The organism is Terrabacter sp. LjRoot27 (assembly GCF_964254175.1).
In the GTDB taxonomy this organism is placed as follows: Bacteria; Actinomycetota; Actinomycetes; order Actinomycetales; family Dermatophilaceae; genus Terrabacter.
In genome coordinates this window covers 710,509-726,524 of the sequence record NZ_CAXUSS020000001.1, presented here as the reverse complement: position 1 = coordinate 726,524, position 16,016 = coordinate 710,509, and the positions used below count along the sequence as shown (strand labels likewise).

Sequence of the window (16,016 nt, the reverse complement as noted above, 5' to 3'; positions counted from 1 at the left end):
CGTCACTCTCAGCGATATTGATCAACATCGTCAATGTTGATCACGTCAACGGTTGACGCGATCAACCCCAGGCACCCGGAGGCGACGTGACGACCGCACCAGGCACGTGGATCACGACGACCGAGGCCGCCCAGCGGCTCGGCGTCAAGCGCGCCACCCTCTACGCGTACGTCAGCCGGGGACTGCTGCGCAGCGAGCGCCGACCGGGCCAGCAGGAGAGCCTCTTCGACCGCGCGCAGATCGACGCCATGGCCTCGGCGACCCGTCCACCGGGCGGCCCCCAGCCGGTGCTGCGCTTCCGGAGCATCGCCACCGCCGTGAGCCGGCAGGCCGAGGGCGAGCTCTTCTACCGAGGGCGCCCGCTGGCCGAGGTCGTCGCCCTGGCGTCGCTCGAGGAGGCGGCCGCCGTCGTGCTGGGGACGTCGGTGCCGCAGGCCCTCCCCGTCGTGCCGCGCACGGCCGACATCGACCTGACGGCCCTGCCCCTCGAACGCCGGATGCCCGTCGCCGTCCAGCTGCTCGCGGCGGCCGACCCCTTCGCCTCGGACACCGACCCCGAGCGGGTGCGGGCCGCAGCGCTCCCGACGCTGCGGGGTGCGCTGACGCTCGTGGCCGGCACCGGCCCCGGTCCCACGCGTTCCGAGCCCGAAAGGCCCGCAGGGCTCACCGGGCTCACCGGGCTCACCGGGCTCACCGGGCTCACCGGGCTCACCGGGCTCACCGGGCTCGTGCTGGCGGCGCTCGGCGGGTCGCCCTCGGCGTCCGGCGACGTCGGCGTCCTGCGGGTGCTCCTCGTCGCACTCCTCGACCACGGGCTCACGGCCTCCACCGTCGCCGCGCGGGTCGCCGCCTCGACCCGCGCCGGGCTCCACGACTGCCTGTCGGCCGCGTATGCCGCGATGGCCGGACCGCTCCACGGCGCGGCCCCCGTGGCCGCCCACGCGCTCCTCGCCGAGGACGTCGACCCCGCCGTGCTCGTGGCGCGGTCGCTGCGCGAGCGGGGCGGGGTGGCCGGCTTCGGCCACTTCCTCTACCCCGAGGGCGACCCTCGGGCCGACGTCGTGCTCGAGGCCCTGTGGAGACGGCGCGGCACGACCCGCCTGCGCCGCCGCGTCGACGCGCTCGCGAGGCTCGTCGCCGAGCGCACGGGCGCGCTGCCCAACATCGACCTCGCGAGCGCCGCCGTGCTCCACGCCCTGGCCCTGCCGGCCGAGTCGGGCGAGGTGGTCTTCCAGGTGGCCAGGTCGGTCGGCGTGGCCGCCCACGTCGTCGAGGAGTATGCCGAGGAGCCGTTGCGCTGGCGCGGCCGCGACCCGCAGGGCTGAGGACCCGCAGGGCTGAGCTACGCCCGTTGGTCGAAGACGTGCCGCCGCACCCAGGCGTGCATCGCGATGGCCGCGGCCGCGCCGGCGTTGATCGAGCGGGTCGAGCCGAACTGCTCGATGTGCAGCACGGCGGCGCACTCGGCACGCATCGGCTCGGACAGCCCGGGGCCCTCCTGGCCGAAGACGAGGACGCACCGGCGCGGCAGGTCGAACGTCTCGATGGGCACCGACCCCGGCAGGTTGTCGACCCCGAGCAGGGTGAGGCCCTCCGACCGCGCCCAGACGGCCAGCGAGGCGGCGTCCGGGTGGTGCTGCTCGTGCTGGTATCGGTCGGTGACCATGGCGCCGCGCCGGTTCCACCGCCGCCTGCCGACGATGTGGAACGCCTTGGCGCCCATGGCGTTGGCCGTGCGGATGACCGACCCGATGTTGAAGTCGTGACCCCAGTTCTCGACGGCGACGTGGAAGTCGTGGCGCCGGGCATCGAGGTCGGCGACGATCGCGTCGTGGCGCCAGTAGCGGTAGGCGTCGACGACGTTGCGGCGGTCGCCGTGCTCGAGCAGCTCGGGGTCCCAGTGCTCGCCCGAGGGCCACGGACCCTCCCACGGCCCGACACCGACGACAGGGCCCGGTTCGGTCGGCTCCGTCGGCTCGGTCGGCTCGGTCGGCTCCGTCGGCTCCGTAGGCTCGGTCGGCTCCGTGAGCTCGGTCGCGGTCTCACCCCCTTCAGGCGATGCCACGGGTCCCCCTCCGGTTCATTCTGGTGTCACATCCGATGCCCGGAAGACTAACGACCGGGCGCACGGCCGGACGACGGCGCCTCGGCCGGCCAGGTGGCGACAGGAGACCTGCGATGCGACCCACGACCCCGACGACGACCCGGCGACCGTCATGAGCACCGCGGCCGTCGTCATCCTCATCGTGCTGCTCGTGCCGATGCTCGGGATCCTCGCCTGGATGGTGGTCACGGCCTCGATGATCAAGGTGCCGGCGGGCGCCCTGGGGCTCGTGCTGAGGAACGGGAGGGCGACCGACCACGCCCTGACGCCGGGCCGGCACTGGGTGCCGCTCCTGCGCAAGACGATGGTCGTCGAGTACCCGTCGGTGGAGATGGCCTACCGGGCCGGCGAGGACGCCTCGTCGGCGGCGTCCCAGCTCGACCGCACCGGACCCAGCCTCAGCTGCGCCCTCGGCGACCGGGCCCTGGCCGACGTCGCCTACACGGTGCGCTACGCGATCATCCCCGAACGGCTCCGCACCGTGCACGAGAGGTTCGGGCCCGAGGGGGTCCACGGCCTCGTCCGGGACGAGAGCGGCCGGGCGATCAGCCGGGCGCTCAGCGACCCCGCCGTCACCGTCGAGAGCCTCTTCGGTCGCGCCCGGTCCGACACCGAGACCCGGCTCGCCGAGGCCGTCACCGCTGCCCTGGAGGAGCACGGCATCCGCGTCGCGGGCTTCGTGCTCGGACCGGTCGACCTCGGCCGCACCGGTGAGGTCATCCAGGCCACCGTGCGCGCCGGCTTCGAGCTCGCCCTCGAGGAGGCGGAGGCGGCCACCCGGATCGCCCAGGCCCAGAACGACGGCCGGCTCGCGCAGGAGATCACGACCGCGCGCGAGGACGCCTGGCGCTACCGCGAGACCGACCTGTGGCGCGACCTCGTGCAGCGCTCCGACGGCGTGCAGGTGGGCCGACGGCGTCCTGGCTACGGCCCCGGCAGGATGGGGCTCACGGTCCGCGAGGACCCCGCCACCGCCCAGCCCGACGCCGCCGCCGCCGCCGACCAGCCTCCGATCACTGAGCCGCGATGAACCGCGAGGGCTCCTTCGTCGACCGTCTCGTCGAGATGGTCGCCGTGCTCGTCCTCGGCCTCGCCACGGTGGGGACCGCCTGGTGCGGCTACCAGGCCGCCCAGTGGAGCGGGAGGCAGAGCACCGCGACGAGCACGTCGACCGACCAGCGCGTCGAGGCCAGTCGGCTCTTCGGTGTCGCGACCCAGAAGGTCAGCTACGACAGCAGCATGATCGCGCAGTACGCGCAGGCGGTGCAGGCGAAGAACACCGAGCTCGTCGCGTTCTACCGCGCGACCCTGATCCGCGAGGAGATGCTCCCGGTCATCGACCGCTGGGAGGCCGAGATCAGGGCGGGCGGCACCCCGACGAGGCTCATCGACGACACGAGCTACATGGACGCCCAGCTCGGGCCCTACCGGACGGCCACCGCGAAGGCCGACGCGTCGAGCAAGCAGGCGCTGCAGGCGGGAGACACCTCCCACGAGTACGTCATCAACACGATCCTGCTCGCCGTCGCGCTCTTCTTCTCCGGCGTCCTGTCGAGCTTCCGCTACCGACCGGCACGGATGCTCCTCGTCGTGGCCGCGATCGCCACCGTCGCGGTGGCGGCCGTGAACCTCGCCGACCTTCCCATCGCCTGAGCGCGCGCCCATAGGCGCGGAACGGGATCAGGAGGAGGACGGCACGTGCGCCGTCGTGTCCGCATGGCGTCCACGACCCCGAGTCTCCGGCAGGTGCCGCCGCTCCTCCTTCGCTCCCGCGTCCATCGTGAACCGGCCCCGGGCGCCGACGGAAGGGACGTCGTCCCATCGATATCCCTTCGAGACCCGCTCGAGACCGACAGCGCGCTGACAGCGCGGATTCAGGCGCTCCCGGGCACACGGCATACCCTGTCACCCATGCACGCACTCGCCGCCCTGCCGGCCGTCGTCCCGGCCCTCGGCCCCAAGTGGATGGATCCGACCTACCTGCTCGAGCAGTACGGTGCCGCCTTCTTCTGGATCGCCGTCGCCATCGTCTTCATCGAGTGCGGACTGCTCTTCCCGATCCTGCCCGGCGACTCCCTCCTCTTCGCCGTGGGCCTGTTCATCGCCACCGGCCAGGTGCACGTCAACCTCGGCGTGGCGATCGTGATCCTGTGCGCCGCGGCCTTCCTCGGCAACGTCGTCGGCTACGAGATCGGGCGGGCCATCGGCACACCGCTCTACGAACGCGACGGCCGGATCCTCAAGAAGAAGTACTTCGACGAGACCACGACCTTCTTCGACAAGCACGGCAACAAGGCCCTCGTCATCGGCCGCTTCGTGCCGATCGTGCGCACCTTCATCACCGTCGTCGCCGGCGTCAGCCGGATGGACCGCCGCCGCTTCTTCACGTGGAGCGCGGTCGGCGCCGTGCTCTGGGCCGCCGGCCTGACGCTCCTCGGATACTTCCTCGGCCAGGCGTTCCCGTGGCTCACCGACAAGCTCGAGATCGCGGTCCTGCTCATCGTCGCCGTCTCCGTCGTGCCGATGGCCTACGAGTTCGTCAAGCACCGCCGCCAGGCCAAGGCCATCGCGGCCGAGACGGCCGACGCCGCCGGCGACATCGCCGACGCCGCGACGGGTAGCGACCGCACCTCCTGACCTGCCCGCACGTCTTGGCGTGATGTCCTGACGCGCCGCCCGTGCCCGGAGCACACTGGTGCTGCAGGGGCGATGGGAGGACGTCATGGACGCAGCGACCGATACCCCGCAGGCCGGGTCCGACCTCGGCGGTGCCTACCGCCGCAGCGTGCACTGGTGGACGCAGCAGGTCGCCGCCGTCGCCGACGACCAGTGGGACCTGCCGACGCCGTGCAGCGAGTGGACGGTGCGCGACCTCGTCAACCACGTCGCCGGTGAGGACCTCTGGACGTCCCCGCTCATGCGCGGCCGCACGATCGCCGACGTCGGCAGCCGGCTCGACGGCGACCTCCTCGGTGAGGATGCCCGGGGCGCCGCCACCTCGGCCGCGACCGAGGCCGTCGGCACCGTCGACGAGACCCTCCCGTCACACGGCACCGTGCAGCTGTCCTACGGCGAGGAGTCGATGGACGAGTACGTCCGCCAGCTCGTCGCCGACCACCTCGTGCACCGCTGGGACCTCGCCGTGGCGATCGGTCAGGACCGCAGGCTCGACCCGGGCCTCGTCGCCGAGGTGGCGACGTGGTTCGACGGCATGGAGGAGGCCTACCGCTCCGGCGGCGCCGTCGGACCGCGTATGCCGTCCGGTGGCGACCCGCAGGCCGACCTCCTCGCGCGCTTCGGGCGGGATGCGGCGTGGGGCCCGGCGCACGCGGGTTTCACCGCGTTCGTCGCGGCGTTCGGGCGCGGCGACGTCGAGGCGATCATGTCGCTCATGACCGACGACTGCGTCTTCGAGGCCACGGGGCCCGCGCCGGACGGCATACGGCACGAGGGGGCGGCCGACGTGCGCTCGGTGTGGGAGTCGCTCTTCACCGAGACGGGCAGCCCGCTCTTCTCGGCCGAGGAGTCCTTCGTCGCCGGCGACCGAGGGGTGCTGCGCTGGCGCTTCTCCTGGGTCGCCCCCGACGGCTCACCCGGGCACGTCCGCGGCGTCGACGTCGTGCGCCTGCGCGACGGCAAGGTGTGCGAGAAGCTCTCCTACGTCAAGGGCTGACGCCCAGCCCCGCGGTCAGGCGCCGGGCGTGCCCGGGCCGGCCGAGTCGGACGTCGGGTCGGGCTGAGCCCCGCCGGGGGCCTGGGCCTGCGGCAGGGCGCCGGGCGCGCCACCGGGCTGCGTCGACGAGCCGCCGACGGCACCGGGCTGCGTGGACGCCGAGACGGCCGGGCCGCCGGAGCCACCGACGGCGTCGCCCCCGAAGGACACGCTCGGGGCGACGGCCTCGGTGGCAGGGGTCTCGAAGTACTCGGCGCGCTTCACTCCGGCGATGTTGGCGACGATGTTGGACGGCACCGACTCGACCTTGGTGTTGAGCTCGCGCACGAGGGCGTTGTAGTAGCGGCGCGAGCTCGCGATGCGGTCCTCGGTGCTCGTCAGCTCCTGCTGGAGGGCGAGGAAGTTCTGGTTGGCCTTGAGGTCGGGGTAGGCCTCGGCGACGGCCATGAGGCGGCCGAGCGCCTGGCTCAGCTGGCCCTCGGCCTGAGCCGCGGCGGCGGGGGTCGATGCACCGGACATCGCGGCCGACCGGGCCTGCATGACCTCTTCGAGCGTGCCGCGCTCGTGGGACGCGTAGCCCTTGACCGTCTCGACGAGGTTGGGGATGAGGTCGTGGCGGCGCTTCAGCTCGACGTCGATCTGGCGCCAGCCCTCCTCGACCTTGTTGCGCAGGCCGATGAGGCCGTTGTACATGACGACGCCGACGACGGCGAGGAGCACGACGAGGCCGAGCAGGATCCAGACGATGATCATGGGTTCTCCCGATAGAGGGCGGCGGGTCGGTGGCCGGTCGAGCCGATCCTAGTGCTGGCAGCACGCGGGCGGACCGGGTCGCTGGTGCGACGCGGGCTCCGCTCCCCCGGTTCCTGTCGGTGCGGGGTCCTAGCGTGGGCCCATGACGACGCTCCGGTTCACGGCCGACCTGTGGCGCTGGGAGGCGCAGACGGGGTGGTTCTTCGTGACGGTCGGCGCCGACGCGTCGGCGCGCATCCGCGAGGTCCCTCGCCCGCCTCGCGGCTTCGGCTCGGTGCGCGTGCGGGCGACGGTCGGGGCCACGTCGTGGACGACGTCGGTCTTCCCGGACTCGAGCCGAGGCGCCTACGTGCTGCCCGTCAAGAAGGCGGTCCGCCGGGCCGAGGGGCTCGACGAGGGAGACCCCGCCGACGTCGTCCTCGAGGTGCTCGAGTGAGCAGCCCCGGCGCCCCGGCCCGCAACCGGGTCGACCCCTTCGGCGACGTCGTCGCCGCCCCCGGACGCGGCGAGCTCATGGGCAACCGGGGCCGCCTCCACGACGGTGCCGGCACCCGTGACGTGCGCCGGCACCACGTCGGACGCGCGTGGATCACGTGCCTGCTCGACTTCCGCGACCGCCGCGTGCGGCAGTGGGACGCCAGCCACTACACGCCGCTGTTCTTCCTCGACGAGGCCCTCGCCCTCGCGGCCGGGCACCGTCCGTGCGCCGAGTGCCGTCGGTCCGACTTCGGCCGGTACCGCGACCTCGTGGCGACGGCCCACCGCACGACCCACCTGCCGGCCCCCGGACTCGACCGGTTGCTGCACGACGAGCGCTGGGACCCGCGGCGGCGCACCCGCCGGCTGCACGCGTACGCCTGGGGTGACCTCCCCGACGGCACCTACGTGCTGCTGGGGTCCGGTCCCGCCGTCGTCACCGCCGGCGGCGTGCTGCCGTGGCTCCCGAGCAACGCGTATGCGGACACGCCCGTCGAGCGCCCCCGCACCGGCATCGCGACGGTGATCACGCCCCCGTCGTCGGTCGCGGCCCTGCGGGCGGGGTTCGAGGTGCACGTCGGGCGAGACCCGAACGGGTCTCAGGCGAGCCCGAGCTCCTCGAGCGAGAACGCGTAGCGGTACTCCACCCCGGCCTCGGCCGTGATCCGGTCGCCGGCCCCGGTGGCGCGGTCGGCGATGGTGGCGACGGCGACGACCTCGGCGCCGTCCTCGCGGGCGGCCTCGACGGCGGCGAGCGGCGAGGCACCGGTCGTCGTCGTGTCCTCGACGACGAGCACCCGGCGCCCGGTGATCGACGGACCCTCGATGCGCTGCTGGAGGCCGTGCGCCTTGCCGGCCTTGCGCACGACGAAGGCGTCGAGGCGCTCACCGGCGGCCGCGGCCGCGTGGAGCATCGACGTCGCGACGGGGTCGGCGCCGAGCGTCAGGCCACCGACGGCGGCGTACGTGAGGTCCTTGGTCAGCTCGCGCATGACGATCCCGACGAGAGGCGCGGCCTCCCCGTCGAGGGAGATGCGGCGCAGGTCGACGTAGTAGTCGGCCTCCTTGCCGGAGCTGAGGGTGACGCGACCGTGGACGATCGCCTTCTCCCGGATGATCTCGAGCAGGCGGGCACGGGCAGCGGCGGTGTCAGTGACGGTCACGAGGCTCCATCGTAGGGCCCCGGGTCAGTCGGGCCGCCCCCCGAACTCCCACTGGTGCACCTCGATGCCGACGTACCGGCCGGGCGTCAGGACCTCGCGCGCCCGGTCCGCGTCGGGCGCCTCGAGCAGGACGGCCATCCCGAGGACGAAGGCGGCGTCGTCGGACAGGAGCGGCCCGCTGGCGATGAGCGCCTCGCCCTGTGGTGGTTCGACGGCGTCCGCCAGGGGCTCCAGGGTGAAACCGAGCACGAGGTAGCGGTCCAGGCCCGGTCGGCCGTCACCGAAGTCCCACATCGTCCGCCCGAGCCCGTTGTGCCACCGCCGCAGCAGCACGTCGCGGTAGGCGCCGGCCTGGTAGCCGGGCTCGTCGAAGGCGAAGGCGCGGGCCGATGCGGGATCCGGCAGGTCGAGGACGTGCACGCTGCCGGTCAGCGTCCCGTCGCTGGTGAAGGTCGGCCCGCGCGCGATCATCGTCGCCGCGAAGCGGTCCATGTAGGACCAGTGCTGCTCCACGATCCGGCTCCGCAGCGGTGTCGACCCGGCGCGGTCGCGGTGGTAGCAGAAGAACTCCATGCGCCCAGCGTCGCCGAGGCTCGGGGCCCGCGCAACGGACGGTGAGACCGAAATGCGCTGTCCGCGGGCGGCTGAGCGGTGATAGACATCCGGCGTGACGAGCGCCCTCGAGTTCCCCGACCTGCTGCGCCTCATCGACGAACGGTCGGCGGCCTTCCGCGCGGCGGTGTCGCGCGCGACGAGCCTCGACCTCCAGGTGCCGACCTGCCCCGAGTGGACGCTGCTCGACCTGGCGCGCCACGTGGGCGAGGGGCGACGCTCCTGGGCCGCCACGGTCGCCGCCGGCCCCGCCGCGACCTCCCGCATCCGGCCGCCGACGGACGGGGACGCGGCCGCACGGCGGGAGCCCGAGGCCCTGGACGCCTGGCTCGCGACGTCGACCGGGCTGCTCCTCGACGCGCTGCTCGAGGCAGGACCCGAGCGCGGCGCCTGGACGTGGTGGGGCGACTCGCAGTCGCCCCGGACGTGCGGCGCCGTCGCCCGGCACCAGCTCCAGGAGGTCGCCGTGCACACCTACGACGCCCAGCTCACGGCCGGCGCGCCCCAGCCCCTCCCCGACGAGGTGGCCCTCGACGGCGTCGAGGAGTTCCTCCTCACCTGCTGCGCCACGACGAGCCCGTGGCCGCACGAGCCCGCCGTCGTCGACTACGAGGCGACCGAGGGTCGCTCGTGGCGGCTCCGGGTCTCCGCCGACGGCGCACGCACGGCCCGCCGGCCCGAGACCGGCGGTCCGGGGGCCGCGGACGAGGCCCGCGAGACGGTCGATGCCCGCGTCACCGGCACGGCCAGCGAGATCGTCCTCGCCGCCTTCTACGGCCGCCGTCCGCTGGAGACAGTGACGATCGAGGGTGACCGACGGGTCATCGACCGGCTCATCGCCTGGGAGCCCGAGTAGCGCCGACGGTCAGCGGCGGACGAGGCGGGCCCGCCGGATGACCGAGCGCGGCACGACGTGCAGCAGACCCACGATCGCCTTGTACTGCAGACCCGGCACCGAGACGACCCGGCCCTTGTCGACGTCGTCGAGGCAGTCGGAGACGAGTCGCGTCGGGTCGAGCCACATGAACTCGGGGCCGGGCTTGCCGATCCCGGCTCGCTGCTGGAACTCGGTGTTGGTGAAGCCGGGGCACAGGGCCGTCACGGTGACGCCCGACCCGGCCAGCTCGCTCGCGAGCCCCTCGCTGAAGGTCGTCACCCATGCCTTGGCCGCCGAGTAGGACCCGGAGGCGATGAAGCCGGCCACCGACGAGACGTTGACGATGCGTCCCCGCCCGCGCTCGCGCATCGCGACGCCGGCCGCGTGCGACAGGACGAGCACCGCCCGCGTGAGCACGTCGAAGGCGGCCTCCTCGACGGCGACGTCGTTGCGCAGGAAGCTGCGGCGCTGGCCGTAGCCGGCGTTGTTGACGAGCACGTCGACGGGACGCTCCGGGTCGGCCACGCGGTCGGCGACCGTCTGCAGGGCCGACCGGTCCGAGAGGTCGGCGACGAGCACCTCGGCCGTGACGGCATACGTGCTCGTCAGCTCGGCGGCGACGGCGTCGAGACGCTCGCGGTCGCGGGCGACGAGGACGAGGTCGTGCTGCCGGGCCGCCAGCTGGCGCGCGAACTCGTGTCCGATCCCGGCGCTGGCGCCGGTGACGAGGGCCGTGGGTCGCGTCGCGCGCGGTGCAGTCATGTGGCTCACCCTAGGCACCAGCCGTCGGCGCGGCGGTCTAGGGTGGCCGACTGTGCGCATCGCCACCTGGAACGTCAACTCCATCCGATCCCGCGTCGACCGCGTCACCGCCTGGCTCGAGCGCAGCGACGTCGACGTGCTCGCGATCCAGGAGACCAAGGCCCGCGCGGACCAGTTCCCGCTCGAGCGCTTCGAGGCCCTCGGCTACGAGGTGGCCCACCACGGCCTGAGCCAGTGGAACGGCGTCGCCGTCGTCTCCCGCGTCGGCCTCGAGGACGTGCGCGTCGGGTTCGACGGGATGCCCGGCTGGGGCGACCCGGCGGCGCCCGAGGCGCGCGCCATCAGCGCGCTCTGCGACGGCGTACGCGTGTGGTCCCTCTACGTCCCCAACGGCCGCTCGCTCGACGACCACCACCTCGTCTACAAGCTGAGCTGGCTCGAGGCACTGGCGGCGGCCGGACGTGGCTGGCTCGCCGAGGACCCCGAGGCGCAGATCGCCCTGCTCGGCGACTGGAACATCGCCCCGACCGACGCCGACGTCTGGAGCGTCCCCTACTACGAGGACAAGACGCACACCTCGCCCGGTGAGCGCGCTGCCTTCCAGGGGGTCGTCGACGCCGGCTTCAGCGACGTCGTGCGCCCGCACACGGACGAGCCTGGCACCTTCACGTACTGGGACTACACGCAGCTGCGCTTCCAGAAGCGCCAGGGCATGCGGATCGACTTCGCGCTCTGCTCCCCCGCCCTCGCCGAGCGCGTCGTCGGGGCCGCCATCGACCGCGAGGAGCGCAAGGGCAAAGGCGCGTCCGACCACGCCCCCGTCGTCTTCCAGGTCGGCGAGGCGTCGGGGTCCGACGCGTGAGGCGCCACGACCGCCGCGGCATCGTCACGCCCGACGGCGCCATCCTCTCGGTCCACACCCACGTCGACCCCGGGCTGCCGCCGGAGGCGCCGACCCTCGTGCTGGCCCACGGCTGGGCCGTCAACCACGAGAGCTGGCTCCCGGTCGTCGAGGAGCTCGCCGACGAGCCGGTCCGGGTCGTGCTGTGGGACCAGCGCGGGCACGGGCGCTCGACGATCGGCCTGCGCCGGGCCGAGCTGGCGTCGATGTCCGTCGACCACACGGGACGCGACCTCGACGTCGTGCTGCGCGCCGTCGTGCCGCCGTCCTCCCCCGTCCTGCTCGCGGGGCACTCGATGGGCGGCATGACGGTCATGGCGCTGGCCGGGCAGCGGCCCGACCTCTTCGGCTCGCGCGTGCGGGCGGCGCTCCTCGTCGCGACCGCGTCCTCCCACGTCTCGCTCGGCGAGCGCACCGGAGAGGCCGCCGTGATGCGCCTCGCCGCCAAGGGCCTGCCGCTGCCACCCGGCGGCAACGCCCGGATCCGCGCTCTCGTGCGGGCGCTCTTCGGCGACGGCGCCGACCCCGCGGACGTCGAGACGGCCTGCGAGCAGGTGGCCTCGACGAAGCTGACGACCTTCGCCGCGTTCTACGGCGCGCTGCTCACCGTCGACCAGCGGGCGGGCTTCCCCGCCCTCGAGCGCGTGCGGGTCGCCATCGTCGCCGGCCGTCACGACCCGCTCATGCCCGTGACCCGGGCACGCGCGCTGCGCGTCGCCCTGCCGCACGCGACGTTCGTCGAGATGCCGAAGGCCGGTCACATGCTGCCGTGGGAGGCCACCGAGGTCGTGGCCGACGAGGTGCGCGGGCTGCTCGCCGAGCTGCGCACCCAGCCCGTCCCCGTCTGAGTGCTCAGAGGGCGACGAAGCGCGGTTCGTCGGCGTCGTCACGCTCCGCTGCCGTGCCCCGGCCCGCCACGCCGAGCGTGAAGGCCACGGCGGACCCGAGCAGGGCGGCGATCGCACCGCCGAGGAAGACCGTCTGCACCTGGACGACGCCGGCCCCGATGAGGGCGTCGGTGTCGAGCTGGTCCGGCAGCCGCCGCACGGCCTCGAAGTAGCGGTTGAGCCCGATCGACGTGAGCAGCGCGAGACCGACGACCATGCCGACCATCCGGGCGACGACGACGAGGGAGCTCGCCACGCCGTGGGCGTCGGCCGGTGAGTCGGCGAGCGCTGCGTTGTTGACCGGCGCGAGCGCGAGACCCATGCCGAGACCGACGACGACGAGGACGACCGTCGCCGGCACCGTGTCGCCGACCGAGTCGAGCGTCCAGCGCGACATGACGAGCAGTCCGGCCCCGGCGAGGAGCAGCCCGACCCCCGCCACCGCACCGTCGCCGAGGCGGCGCAGCGACCACCCGCCGAGGAGGGCCCCGACGGGGACGGCGAGCAGGAAGCGGACGAGGACGAGCGCGGCGCCGGTCTCGTCGTAGCTGTCCGTGAGACGCGCGAGGAGCGGCACGTCGACGACGACGGCGACGAGTGCCGCGCCGACGAGGAGGCTGACGACGAGGGCGCGCAGGCCGCGGGCCCCGACGACCCCCCTCGGGATGAGCGGGTCGGCGGCGTGGCGGTGCCACCACACGAGCGCGACGAGGGCGACGGCGCCGACGGGCAGCAGGCTGTAGCCGAGCGGGCCGACGACCTCCTTCTCCGGGTCGGACGACGCGAAGGTGAGCACGAGGCTGCCGAGCGCGACCGCGACGAGCAGGGCGCCGACGAGGTCGGCCCGGCGCAGCACGGCCCACCACCGGGGAGCCGTCAGCACCGCGACGACGGCGAGCAGCCCGAGCCCCACGACCCCGAGCGGCGTCAGCACGCGCGAGCTGCCGGCGAAGGGCACGAAGGGCTCCCCGAGCGCGACGTCGGTGACGAGCGACTCGGGGGCGGCGAGAGCGAGTCCGGTGACACCGAGGCCGAGGAGCAGCACCAGGCCGGTGACGACCGACCGGACGCGGTGAGCCCGCGAGCGCGACCCGGCGGCGACGTCACCCGACCCCGACGCGACCGGGCTGGCACCGAGGAGGTGGATGACGGCATACAGCACGAGGGCGGCGGCGACGTTGAGCCAGAAGATCGCCCGCCATCCCGACCACGCCAGGACGACGGCGCCGAGGACCGGGCCGAGCACCGAGCCGAGCTCCTGCACGGCGCCGACGACTCCGAGCGGCGTGCCCCGGCGGTGCGCCGGCCAGAGGTCCGCGACGAGGGCGAGGGTCGCGGGGACGAGGCCGCCGCCGCCGATGCCCTGGAGCACCCGACCGGTGACGAGCACCGGCATCTCGACGGCGAGCGCCGTGACGGCCGAGCCGACGACGAAGACGAGGAGGCAGCCGAGCAGGATGCGGCGACGGTCGAGCAGGTCGGAGAGCCGGCCGATGAGCGGCAGCACCGCGATGTAGCCGAGGAGGAAGCCGGAGATGATCGGCGTCGCCCGCTGGAGGGCGTCGATGCCGATGCCGACGCCGGCCATCATGTCGGTGAGCGCCAGGACGACGACGTACGTGTCGGCGGCGGCGAGCGCGACCGCCGCCGAGGCCGCGGAGAGCAGCGCGAGGCGGTGGGTGGCGGCCGCGGGCCCCGGTGGCGGTGGTGTCGTCACCGGCGCGTCAGGGCTTGGTGATCGTGACGGGTTGGCCGTACTGGTCGAGCGTCAGGGTGTACGTCGACGTCGTGCCGGCGCCGTAGAACGGCCCCGTGATGACGACCTGTCGCAGCTCCTGCGAGTCGGTCAGGCCGTAGGTCGCCTGGAACGTGCCGTTGGGGTCGCCGATGAGGAAGAGGTCGGTGACGGCCTTGCCCGGCACGCTGCCGGTGATCGTCGTCAGCACCTCGGAGCCCTGTCGCACCTTCTCGCCCGCGACCGGGGAGGTCGTCGCGGTGAGGAGCGTCGTCAGCCCCTTGTCGGGGGAGAAGAGGACGGCCGGGTCGGGCAGGCCGAAGGTCTTGGGGTCGATCTTGTTCGTGCCCGGGATGAGGGGCAGCTTGGCGTAGACCTCACCGTCGAGCGAGGTGATCTCGGCGTCGGCCTGGATGCCCTTGAGCGTCACCTTGAAGGTGCCCTTGAACGCGGGCGGGTGCTTGCCCCAACCGTCGGCCGACACGACACCGCTCGAACCCTGCGGGACGTTGCTGCTCGCGAGCGTGAGGTGCACCGACGGCGCGGCGTCGACCTTGGCCTTGGCGGCCGCGAGCTGCTGTGCCGGCGAGAGCTGCGACGCGCTCGGCGTCGACCCCTCCGGGTCGCTCGAGCAGGAGGCCACCCCGACGACGCAGAGCGCCGAGAGGGCAGCAGCGGCGAGCTTTCCCGTGATGCGCATGGGGGTCAGGCTAACCGAGGAGGCCCGTCGCCTCGGTCCGCCACGGGAATGTGGGTATGGCTAGGGTCGGGGACGATCACGGCAGGACCACCCTGCCACCAGACGAAGGAGCACGAACCCATGGCCCTGCTCGGAGTCATCCTGCTGCTGGTCGGCGCCGGAGCCGGTGTCGTCGCATACCTGGCGACCCACGCCGCGTCCGGGACGGTCGCCGTCACGGCCTTCGGCTTCACGCGCAACGCGACCCCGCTCGAGCTCGTCGTCTACGGCGCCGCCGCGGTCCTGCTCTTCGCGCTCGGCTGGGCCATGGTCTCGGCCGCGGCCCGGCGCCGCGCCCGCCTGCGCCGTGAGGACAAGGAGACGGCGCACATCACCGAGGTCGAGGAGAACGCCGAGGCCGCGCGCCTCGACCACGAGCGCCGCTTCCAGGAGGCCGGGCTGCGTGACGAGGACCTGCGCCGCCGCGAGAGCGAGCTCTCCGCCCGGCACGAGGGGCTCGACACCCGTGAGGCCGAGCTGTCGCGCCGCGAGGCCGAGTGGCGCGAGCGTGAGGGCCCGTCGGTGGCCGACGTCGTGACCGGCCGCGCCGAGGGCAGCGTCCAGGAGGGCACCGCGTCGTGGGCCGACGAGCCGGGTTCGGCGGGCAGCGTCGAGCGCCCGGCCGAGACGCGGGCCAGCCGTCGCGCCGACCGCAGCGACGCCCTCGACCCGGCCGACACCACCTCCCCCGACGAGCGCGAGCAGCGCGACTCGACGGTGTGAGGGAGCACACCGCCTACGTCTTCGACCTCGACGGCGTCGTCCGGGACTTCGCCCCGGGCGACGCCGACCCCGCGATCGAGGCCGCGCTGGGTCTGCCGGCCGGACACGTCTCGGCCACGGCGTTCCGCAGCGAGCTGCTCCTGCCGACCATCACCGGTCGACGCAGCTTCGACCAGTGGTACGCCGCCATCTGCGCCGCGCTCGAGGAGGTCGTCCCCGAGCCGGCGCGGGTGCGCGAGCACATGGCGCGGTGGCGCGAGCACCGCGGCACCGTCATCGACGAGACCGTCGAGCGCCTCGAGGCCCTCCGGTCCGACGGCCACCGCACCTACGTCTTCACGAACGGCACCGACTACGTGCCGCAGGAGATGGAGCTGCTCGGGATCACCCGGCTCTTCGACGGTCTGCTCAACAGCGCCGACTTCGGCGTCGCCAAGCCGGACCCGCTCGCGTATGCCGCCGCCCACCGCGCCATCGAGGCCGACCTCGGGCGCGTGGTGGCGCGCGACGAGGTCTGGTTCACCGACGACCGCGACGACAACGTGACGGCCGCTCGCGAGTTCGGCTGGGACGCAGAGCTCTTCACCCGCTGATCAGGGTGTGACGGTAC

The 16,016-nt window shown here is 73.7% G+C and carries 19 protein-coding genes; 12 read left to right on the top strand and 7 right to left on the bottom strand.

Annotation, left to right across the window (positions count from 1 at the left end; translation table 11 throughout):
- Positions 1-86 precede the first annotated feature (86 nt).
- Entirely contained in the window at positions 87-1,325 is a 1,239-nt protein-coding gene (locus ACSQ2D_RS03370; protein ID WP_435984615.1) for a citrate/2-methylcitrate synthase, read from the top strand.
- 17 nt (positions 1,326-1,342) lie between these two features.
- On the opposite strand, the gene ACSQ2D_RS03365 is transcribed toward ACSQ2D_RS03370, so the two are convergent.
- Positions 1,343-2,065, bottom strand: a complete 723-nt coding sequence (locus ACSQ2D_RS03365) for a TrmH family RNA methyltransferase (protein ID WP_435984614.1) — start codon at positions 2,063-2,065, stop codon at positions 1,343-1,345.
- A 151-nt stretch (positions 2,066-2,216) separates the two neighbouring features.
- Here ACSQ2D_RS03365 and ACSQ2D_RS03360 point away from each other — a divergent pair, with 151 nt between their 5' ends.
- The 4 genes from ACSQ2D_RS03360 (at position 2,217) to ACSQ2D_RS03345 (ending at position 5,777) form a co-directional block, all read left to right on the top strand.
- Positions 2,217-3,134, top strand: a complete 918-nt coding sequence (locus ACSQ2D_RS03360) for an SPFH domain-containing protein (protein ID WP_435984613.1) — start codon at positions 2,217-2,219, stop codon at positions 3,132-3,134.
- Complete coding sequence (locus tag ACSQ2D_RS03355; RefSeq protein ID WP_435984612.1) at positions 3,131-3,757, top strand: hypothetical protein; 627 nt, start codon at positions 3,131-3,133, stop codon at positions 3,755-3,757. The genes ACSQ2D_RS03360 and ACSQ2D_RS03355 overlap by 4 nt, the downstream gene beginning before the upstream one ends.
- Before the next feature lie 258 nt (positions 3,758-4,015).
- Positions 4,016-4,741, top strand: a complete 726-nt coding sequence (locus ACSQ2D_RS03350; protein WP_435984611.1) for a DedA family protein — start codon at positions 4,016-4,018, stop codon at positions 4,739-4,741.
- Positions 4,742-4,826: 85 nt separating this feature from the next.
- A complete protein-coding gene (locus ACSQ2D_RS03345) occupies positions 4,827-5,777 on the top strand; it encodes a TIGR03086 family metal-binding protein (RefSeq protein ID WP_435984610.1) in 951 nt (316 codons plus the stop codon).
- Between the two features lie 15 nt (positions 5,778-5,792).
- Here ACSQ2D_RS03345 and ACSQ2D_RS03340 read toward each other — a convergent pair whose 3' ends face one another.
- Positions 5,793-6,530 carry a LemA family protein gene (locus tag ACSQ2D_RS03340; protein WP_435984609.1) on the bottom strand — a complete coding sequence of 246 codons (738 nt, stop codon included), beginning with the start codon at positions 6,528-6,530 and terminating at the stop codon, positions 5,793-5,795.
- A gap of 142 nt (positions 6,531-6,672) precedes the next feature.
- On the opposite strand from ACSQ2D_RS03340, the gene ACSQ2D_RS03335 reads away from it, so the two are divergent.
- Together ACSQ2D_RS03335 and ACSQ2D_RS03330 are read left to right on the top strand one after the other, a co-directional pair.
- Positions 6,673-6,966 carry a DUF1905 domain-containing protein gene (locus ACSQ2D_RS03335; RefSeq protein WP_435984608.1) on the top strand — a complete coding sequence of 98 codons (294 nt, stop codon included), beginning with the start codon at positions 6,673-6,675 and terminating at the stop codon, positions 6,964-6,966.
- Complete coding sequence (locus ACSQ2D_RS03330) at positions 6,963-7,643, top strand: hypothetical protein (RefSeq protein WP_435984607.1); 681 nt, start codon at positions 6,963-6,965, stop codon at positions 7,641-7,643. Before ACSQ2D_RS03335 ends, ACSQ2D_RS03330 begins: the two co-directional genes overlap by 4 nt.
- Here the strand turns inward: ACSQ2D_RS03330 and pyrE are convergent.
- Both pyrE and ACSQ2D_RS03320 read right to left on the bottom strand, forming a co-directional pair.
- Positions 7,607-8,170: an orotate phosphoribosyltransferase gene (pyrE, locus tag ACSQ2D_RS03325; RefSeq protein ID WP_056772055.1), complete on the bottom strand. Its 564-nt coding sequence runs from the start codon at positions 8,168-8,170 to the stop codon at positions 7,607-7,609. The two genes, ACSQ2D_RS03330 and pyrE, sit on opposite strands and share 37 nt — an antisense overlap.
- 24 nt (positions 8,171-8,194) lie before the next feature.
- A complete protein-coding gene (locus tag ACSQ2D_RS03320) occupies positions 8,195-8,743 on the bottom strand; it encodes a YciI family protein (RefSeq protein WP_435984606.1) in 549 nt (182 codons plus the stop codon).
- A 94-nt stretch (positions 8,744-8,837) separates the two neighbouring features.
- Between ACSQ2D_RS03320 and ACSQ2D_RS03315 the strand changes: the two genes are divergently transcribed.
- A complete protein-coding gene (locus tag ACSQ2D_RS03315; RefSeq protein ID WP_435984605.1) occupies positions 8,838-9,638 on the top strand; it encodes a maleylpyruvate isomerase N-terminal domain-containing protein in 801 nt (266 codons plus the stop codon).
- 9 nt (positions 9,639-9,647) lie between these two features.
- Here ACSQ2D_RS03315 and ACSQ2D_RS03310 read toward each other — a convergent pair whose 3' ends face one another.
- On the bottom strand, positions 9,648-10,421 hold the full coding sequence (locus tag ACSQ2D_RS03310; RefSeq protein WP_435984604.1) for an SDR family NAD(P)-dependent oxidoreductase: 774 nt from the start codon (positions 10,419-10,421) through the stop codon (positions 9,648-9,650).
- Between the two features lie 52 nt (positions 10,422-10,473).
- Between ACSQ2D_RS03310 and ACSQ2D_RS03305 the strand changes: the two genes are divergently transcribed.
- Together ACSQ2D_RS03305 and ACSQ2D_RS03300 are read left to right on the top strand one after the other, a co-directional pair.
- Positions 10,474-11,283 carry an exodeoxyribonuclease III gene (locus ACSQ2D_RS03305; RefSeq protein WP_435984603.1) on the top strand — a complete coding sequence of 270 codons (810 nt, stop codon included), beginning with the start codon at positions 10,474-10,476 and terminating at the stop codon, positions 11,281-11,283.
- Complete coding sequence (locus ACSQ2D_RS03300) at positions 11,280-12,170, top strand: alpha/beta fold hydrolase (RefSeq protein ID WP_435984602.1); 891 nt, start codon at positions 11,280-11,282, stop codon at positions 12,168-12,170. The genes ACSQ2D_RS03305 and ACSQ2D_RS03300 overlap by 4 nt, the downstream gene beginning before the upstream one ends.
- Positions 12,171-12,174: 4 nt before the next feature.
- Here ACSQ2D_RS03300 and ACSQ2D_RS03295 read toward each other — a convergent pair whose 3' ends face one another.
- Both ACSQ2D_RS03295 and ACSQ2D_RS03290 read right to left on the bottom strand, forming a co-directional pair.
- Positions 12,175-13,926: an MFS transporter gene (locus ACSQ2D_RS03295; protein ID WP_435984601.1), complete on the bottom strand. Its 1,752-nt coding sequence runs from the start codon at positions 13,924-13,926 to the stop codon at positions 12,175-12,177.
- A gap of 7 nt (positions 13,927-13,933) precedes the next feature.
- Positions 13,934-14,644, bottom strand: a complete 711-nt coding sequence (locus ACSQ2D_RS03290) for an LppX_LprAFG lipoprotein (RefSeq protein WP_435984600.1) — start codon at positions 14,642-14,644, stop codon at positions 13,934-13,936.
- A gap of 120 nt (positions 14,645-14,764) precedes the next feature.
- Between ACSQ2D_RS03290 and ACSQ2D_RS03285 the strand changes: the two genes are divergently transcribed.
- Together ACSQ2D_RS03285 and ACSQ2D_RS03280 are read left to right on the top strand one after the other, a co-directional pair.
- Entirely contained in the window at positions 14,765-15,406 is a 642-nt protein-coding gene (locus tag ACSQ2D_RS03285) for a hypothetical protein (RefSeq protein WP_435984599.1), read from the top strand.
- Positions 15,403-15,999, top strand: coding sequence for an HAD family hydrolase (locus ACSQ2D_RS03280; RefSeq protein WP_435984598.1), 597 nt, complete (start codon positions 15,403-15,405; stop codon positions 15,997-15,999). The genes ACSQ2D_RS03285 and ACSQ2D_RS03280 overlap by 4 nt, the downstream gene beginning before the upstream one ends.
- Positions 16,000-16,016 lie beyond the last annotated feature (17 nt).

Bases quoted from the DNA above. Each gene is read 5' to 3' on its own strand.
- ACSQ2D_RS03360 (WP_435984613.1), top strand. From the start codon at position 2,217: ATGAGCACCGCGGCCGTCGTCATCCTCATCGTGCTGCTCGTGCCGATG.
- ACSQ2D_RS03355 (WP_435984612.1), top strand. From the start codon at position 3,131: ATGAACCGCGAGGGCTCCTTCGTCGACCGTCTCGTCGAGATGGTCGCC.
- ACSQ2D_RS03350 (WP_435984611.1), top strand. From the start codon at position 4,016: ATGCACGCACTCGCCGCCCTGCCGGCCGTCGTCCCGGCCCTCGGCCCC.
- ACSQ2D_RS03345 (WP_435984610.1), top strand. From the start codon at position 4,827: ATGGACGCAGCGACCGATACCCCGCAGGCCGGGTCCGACCTCGGCGGT.
- ACSQ2D_RS03340 (WP_435984609.1), bottom strand. From the start codon at position 6,530: ATGATCATCGTCTGGATCCTGCTCGGCCTCGTCGTGCTCCTCGCCGTC.
- ACSQ2D_RS03335 (WP_435984608.1), top strand. From the start codon at position 6,673: ATGACGACGCTCCGGTTCACGGCCGACCTGTGGCGCTGGGAGGCGCAG.
- ACSQ2D_RS03320 (WP_435984606.1), bottom strand. From the start codon at position 8,743: ATGGAGTTCTTCTGCTACCACCGCGACCGCGCCGGGTCGACACCGCTG.
- ACSQ2D_RS03310 (WP_435984604.1), bottom strand. From the start codon at position 10,421: ATGACTGCACCGCGCGCGACGCGACCCACGGCCCTCGTCACCGGCGCC.
- ACSQ2D_RS03290 (WP_435984600.1), bottom strand. From the start codon at position 14,644: ATGCGCATCACGGGAAAGCTCGCCGCTGCTGCCCTCTCGGCGCTCTGC.
- ACSQ2D_RS03285 (WP_435984599.1), top strand. From the start codon at position 14,765: ATGGCCCTGCTCGGAGTCATCCTGCTGCTGGTCGGCGCCGGAGCCGGT.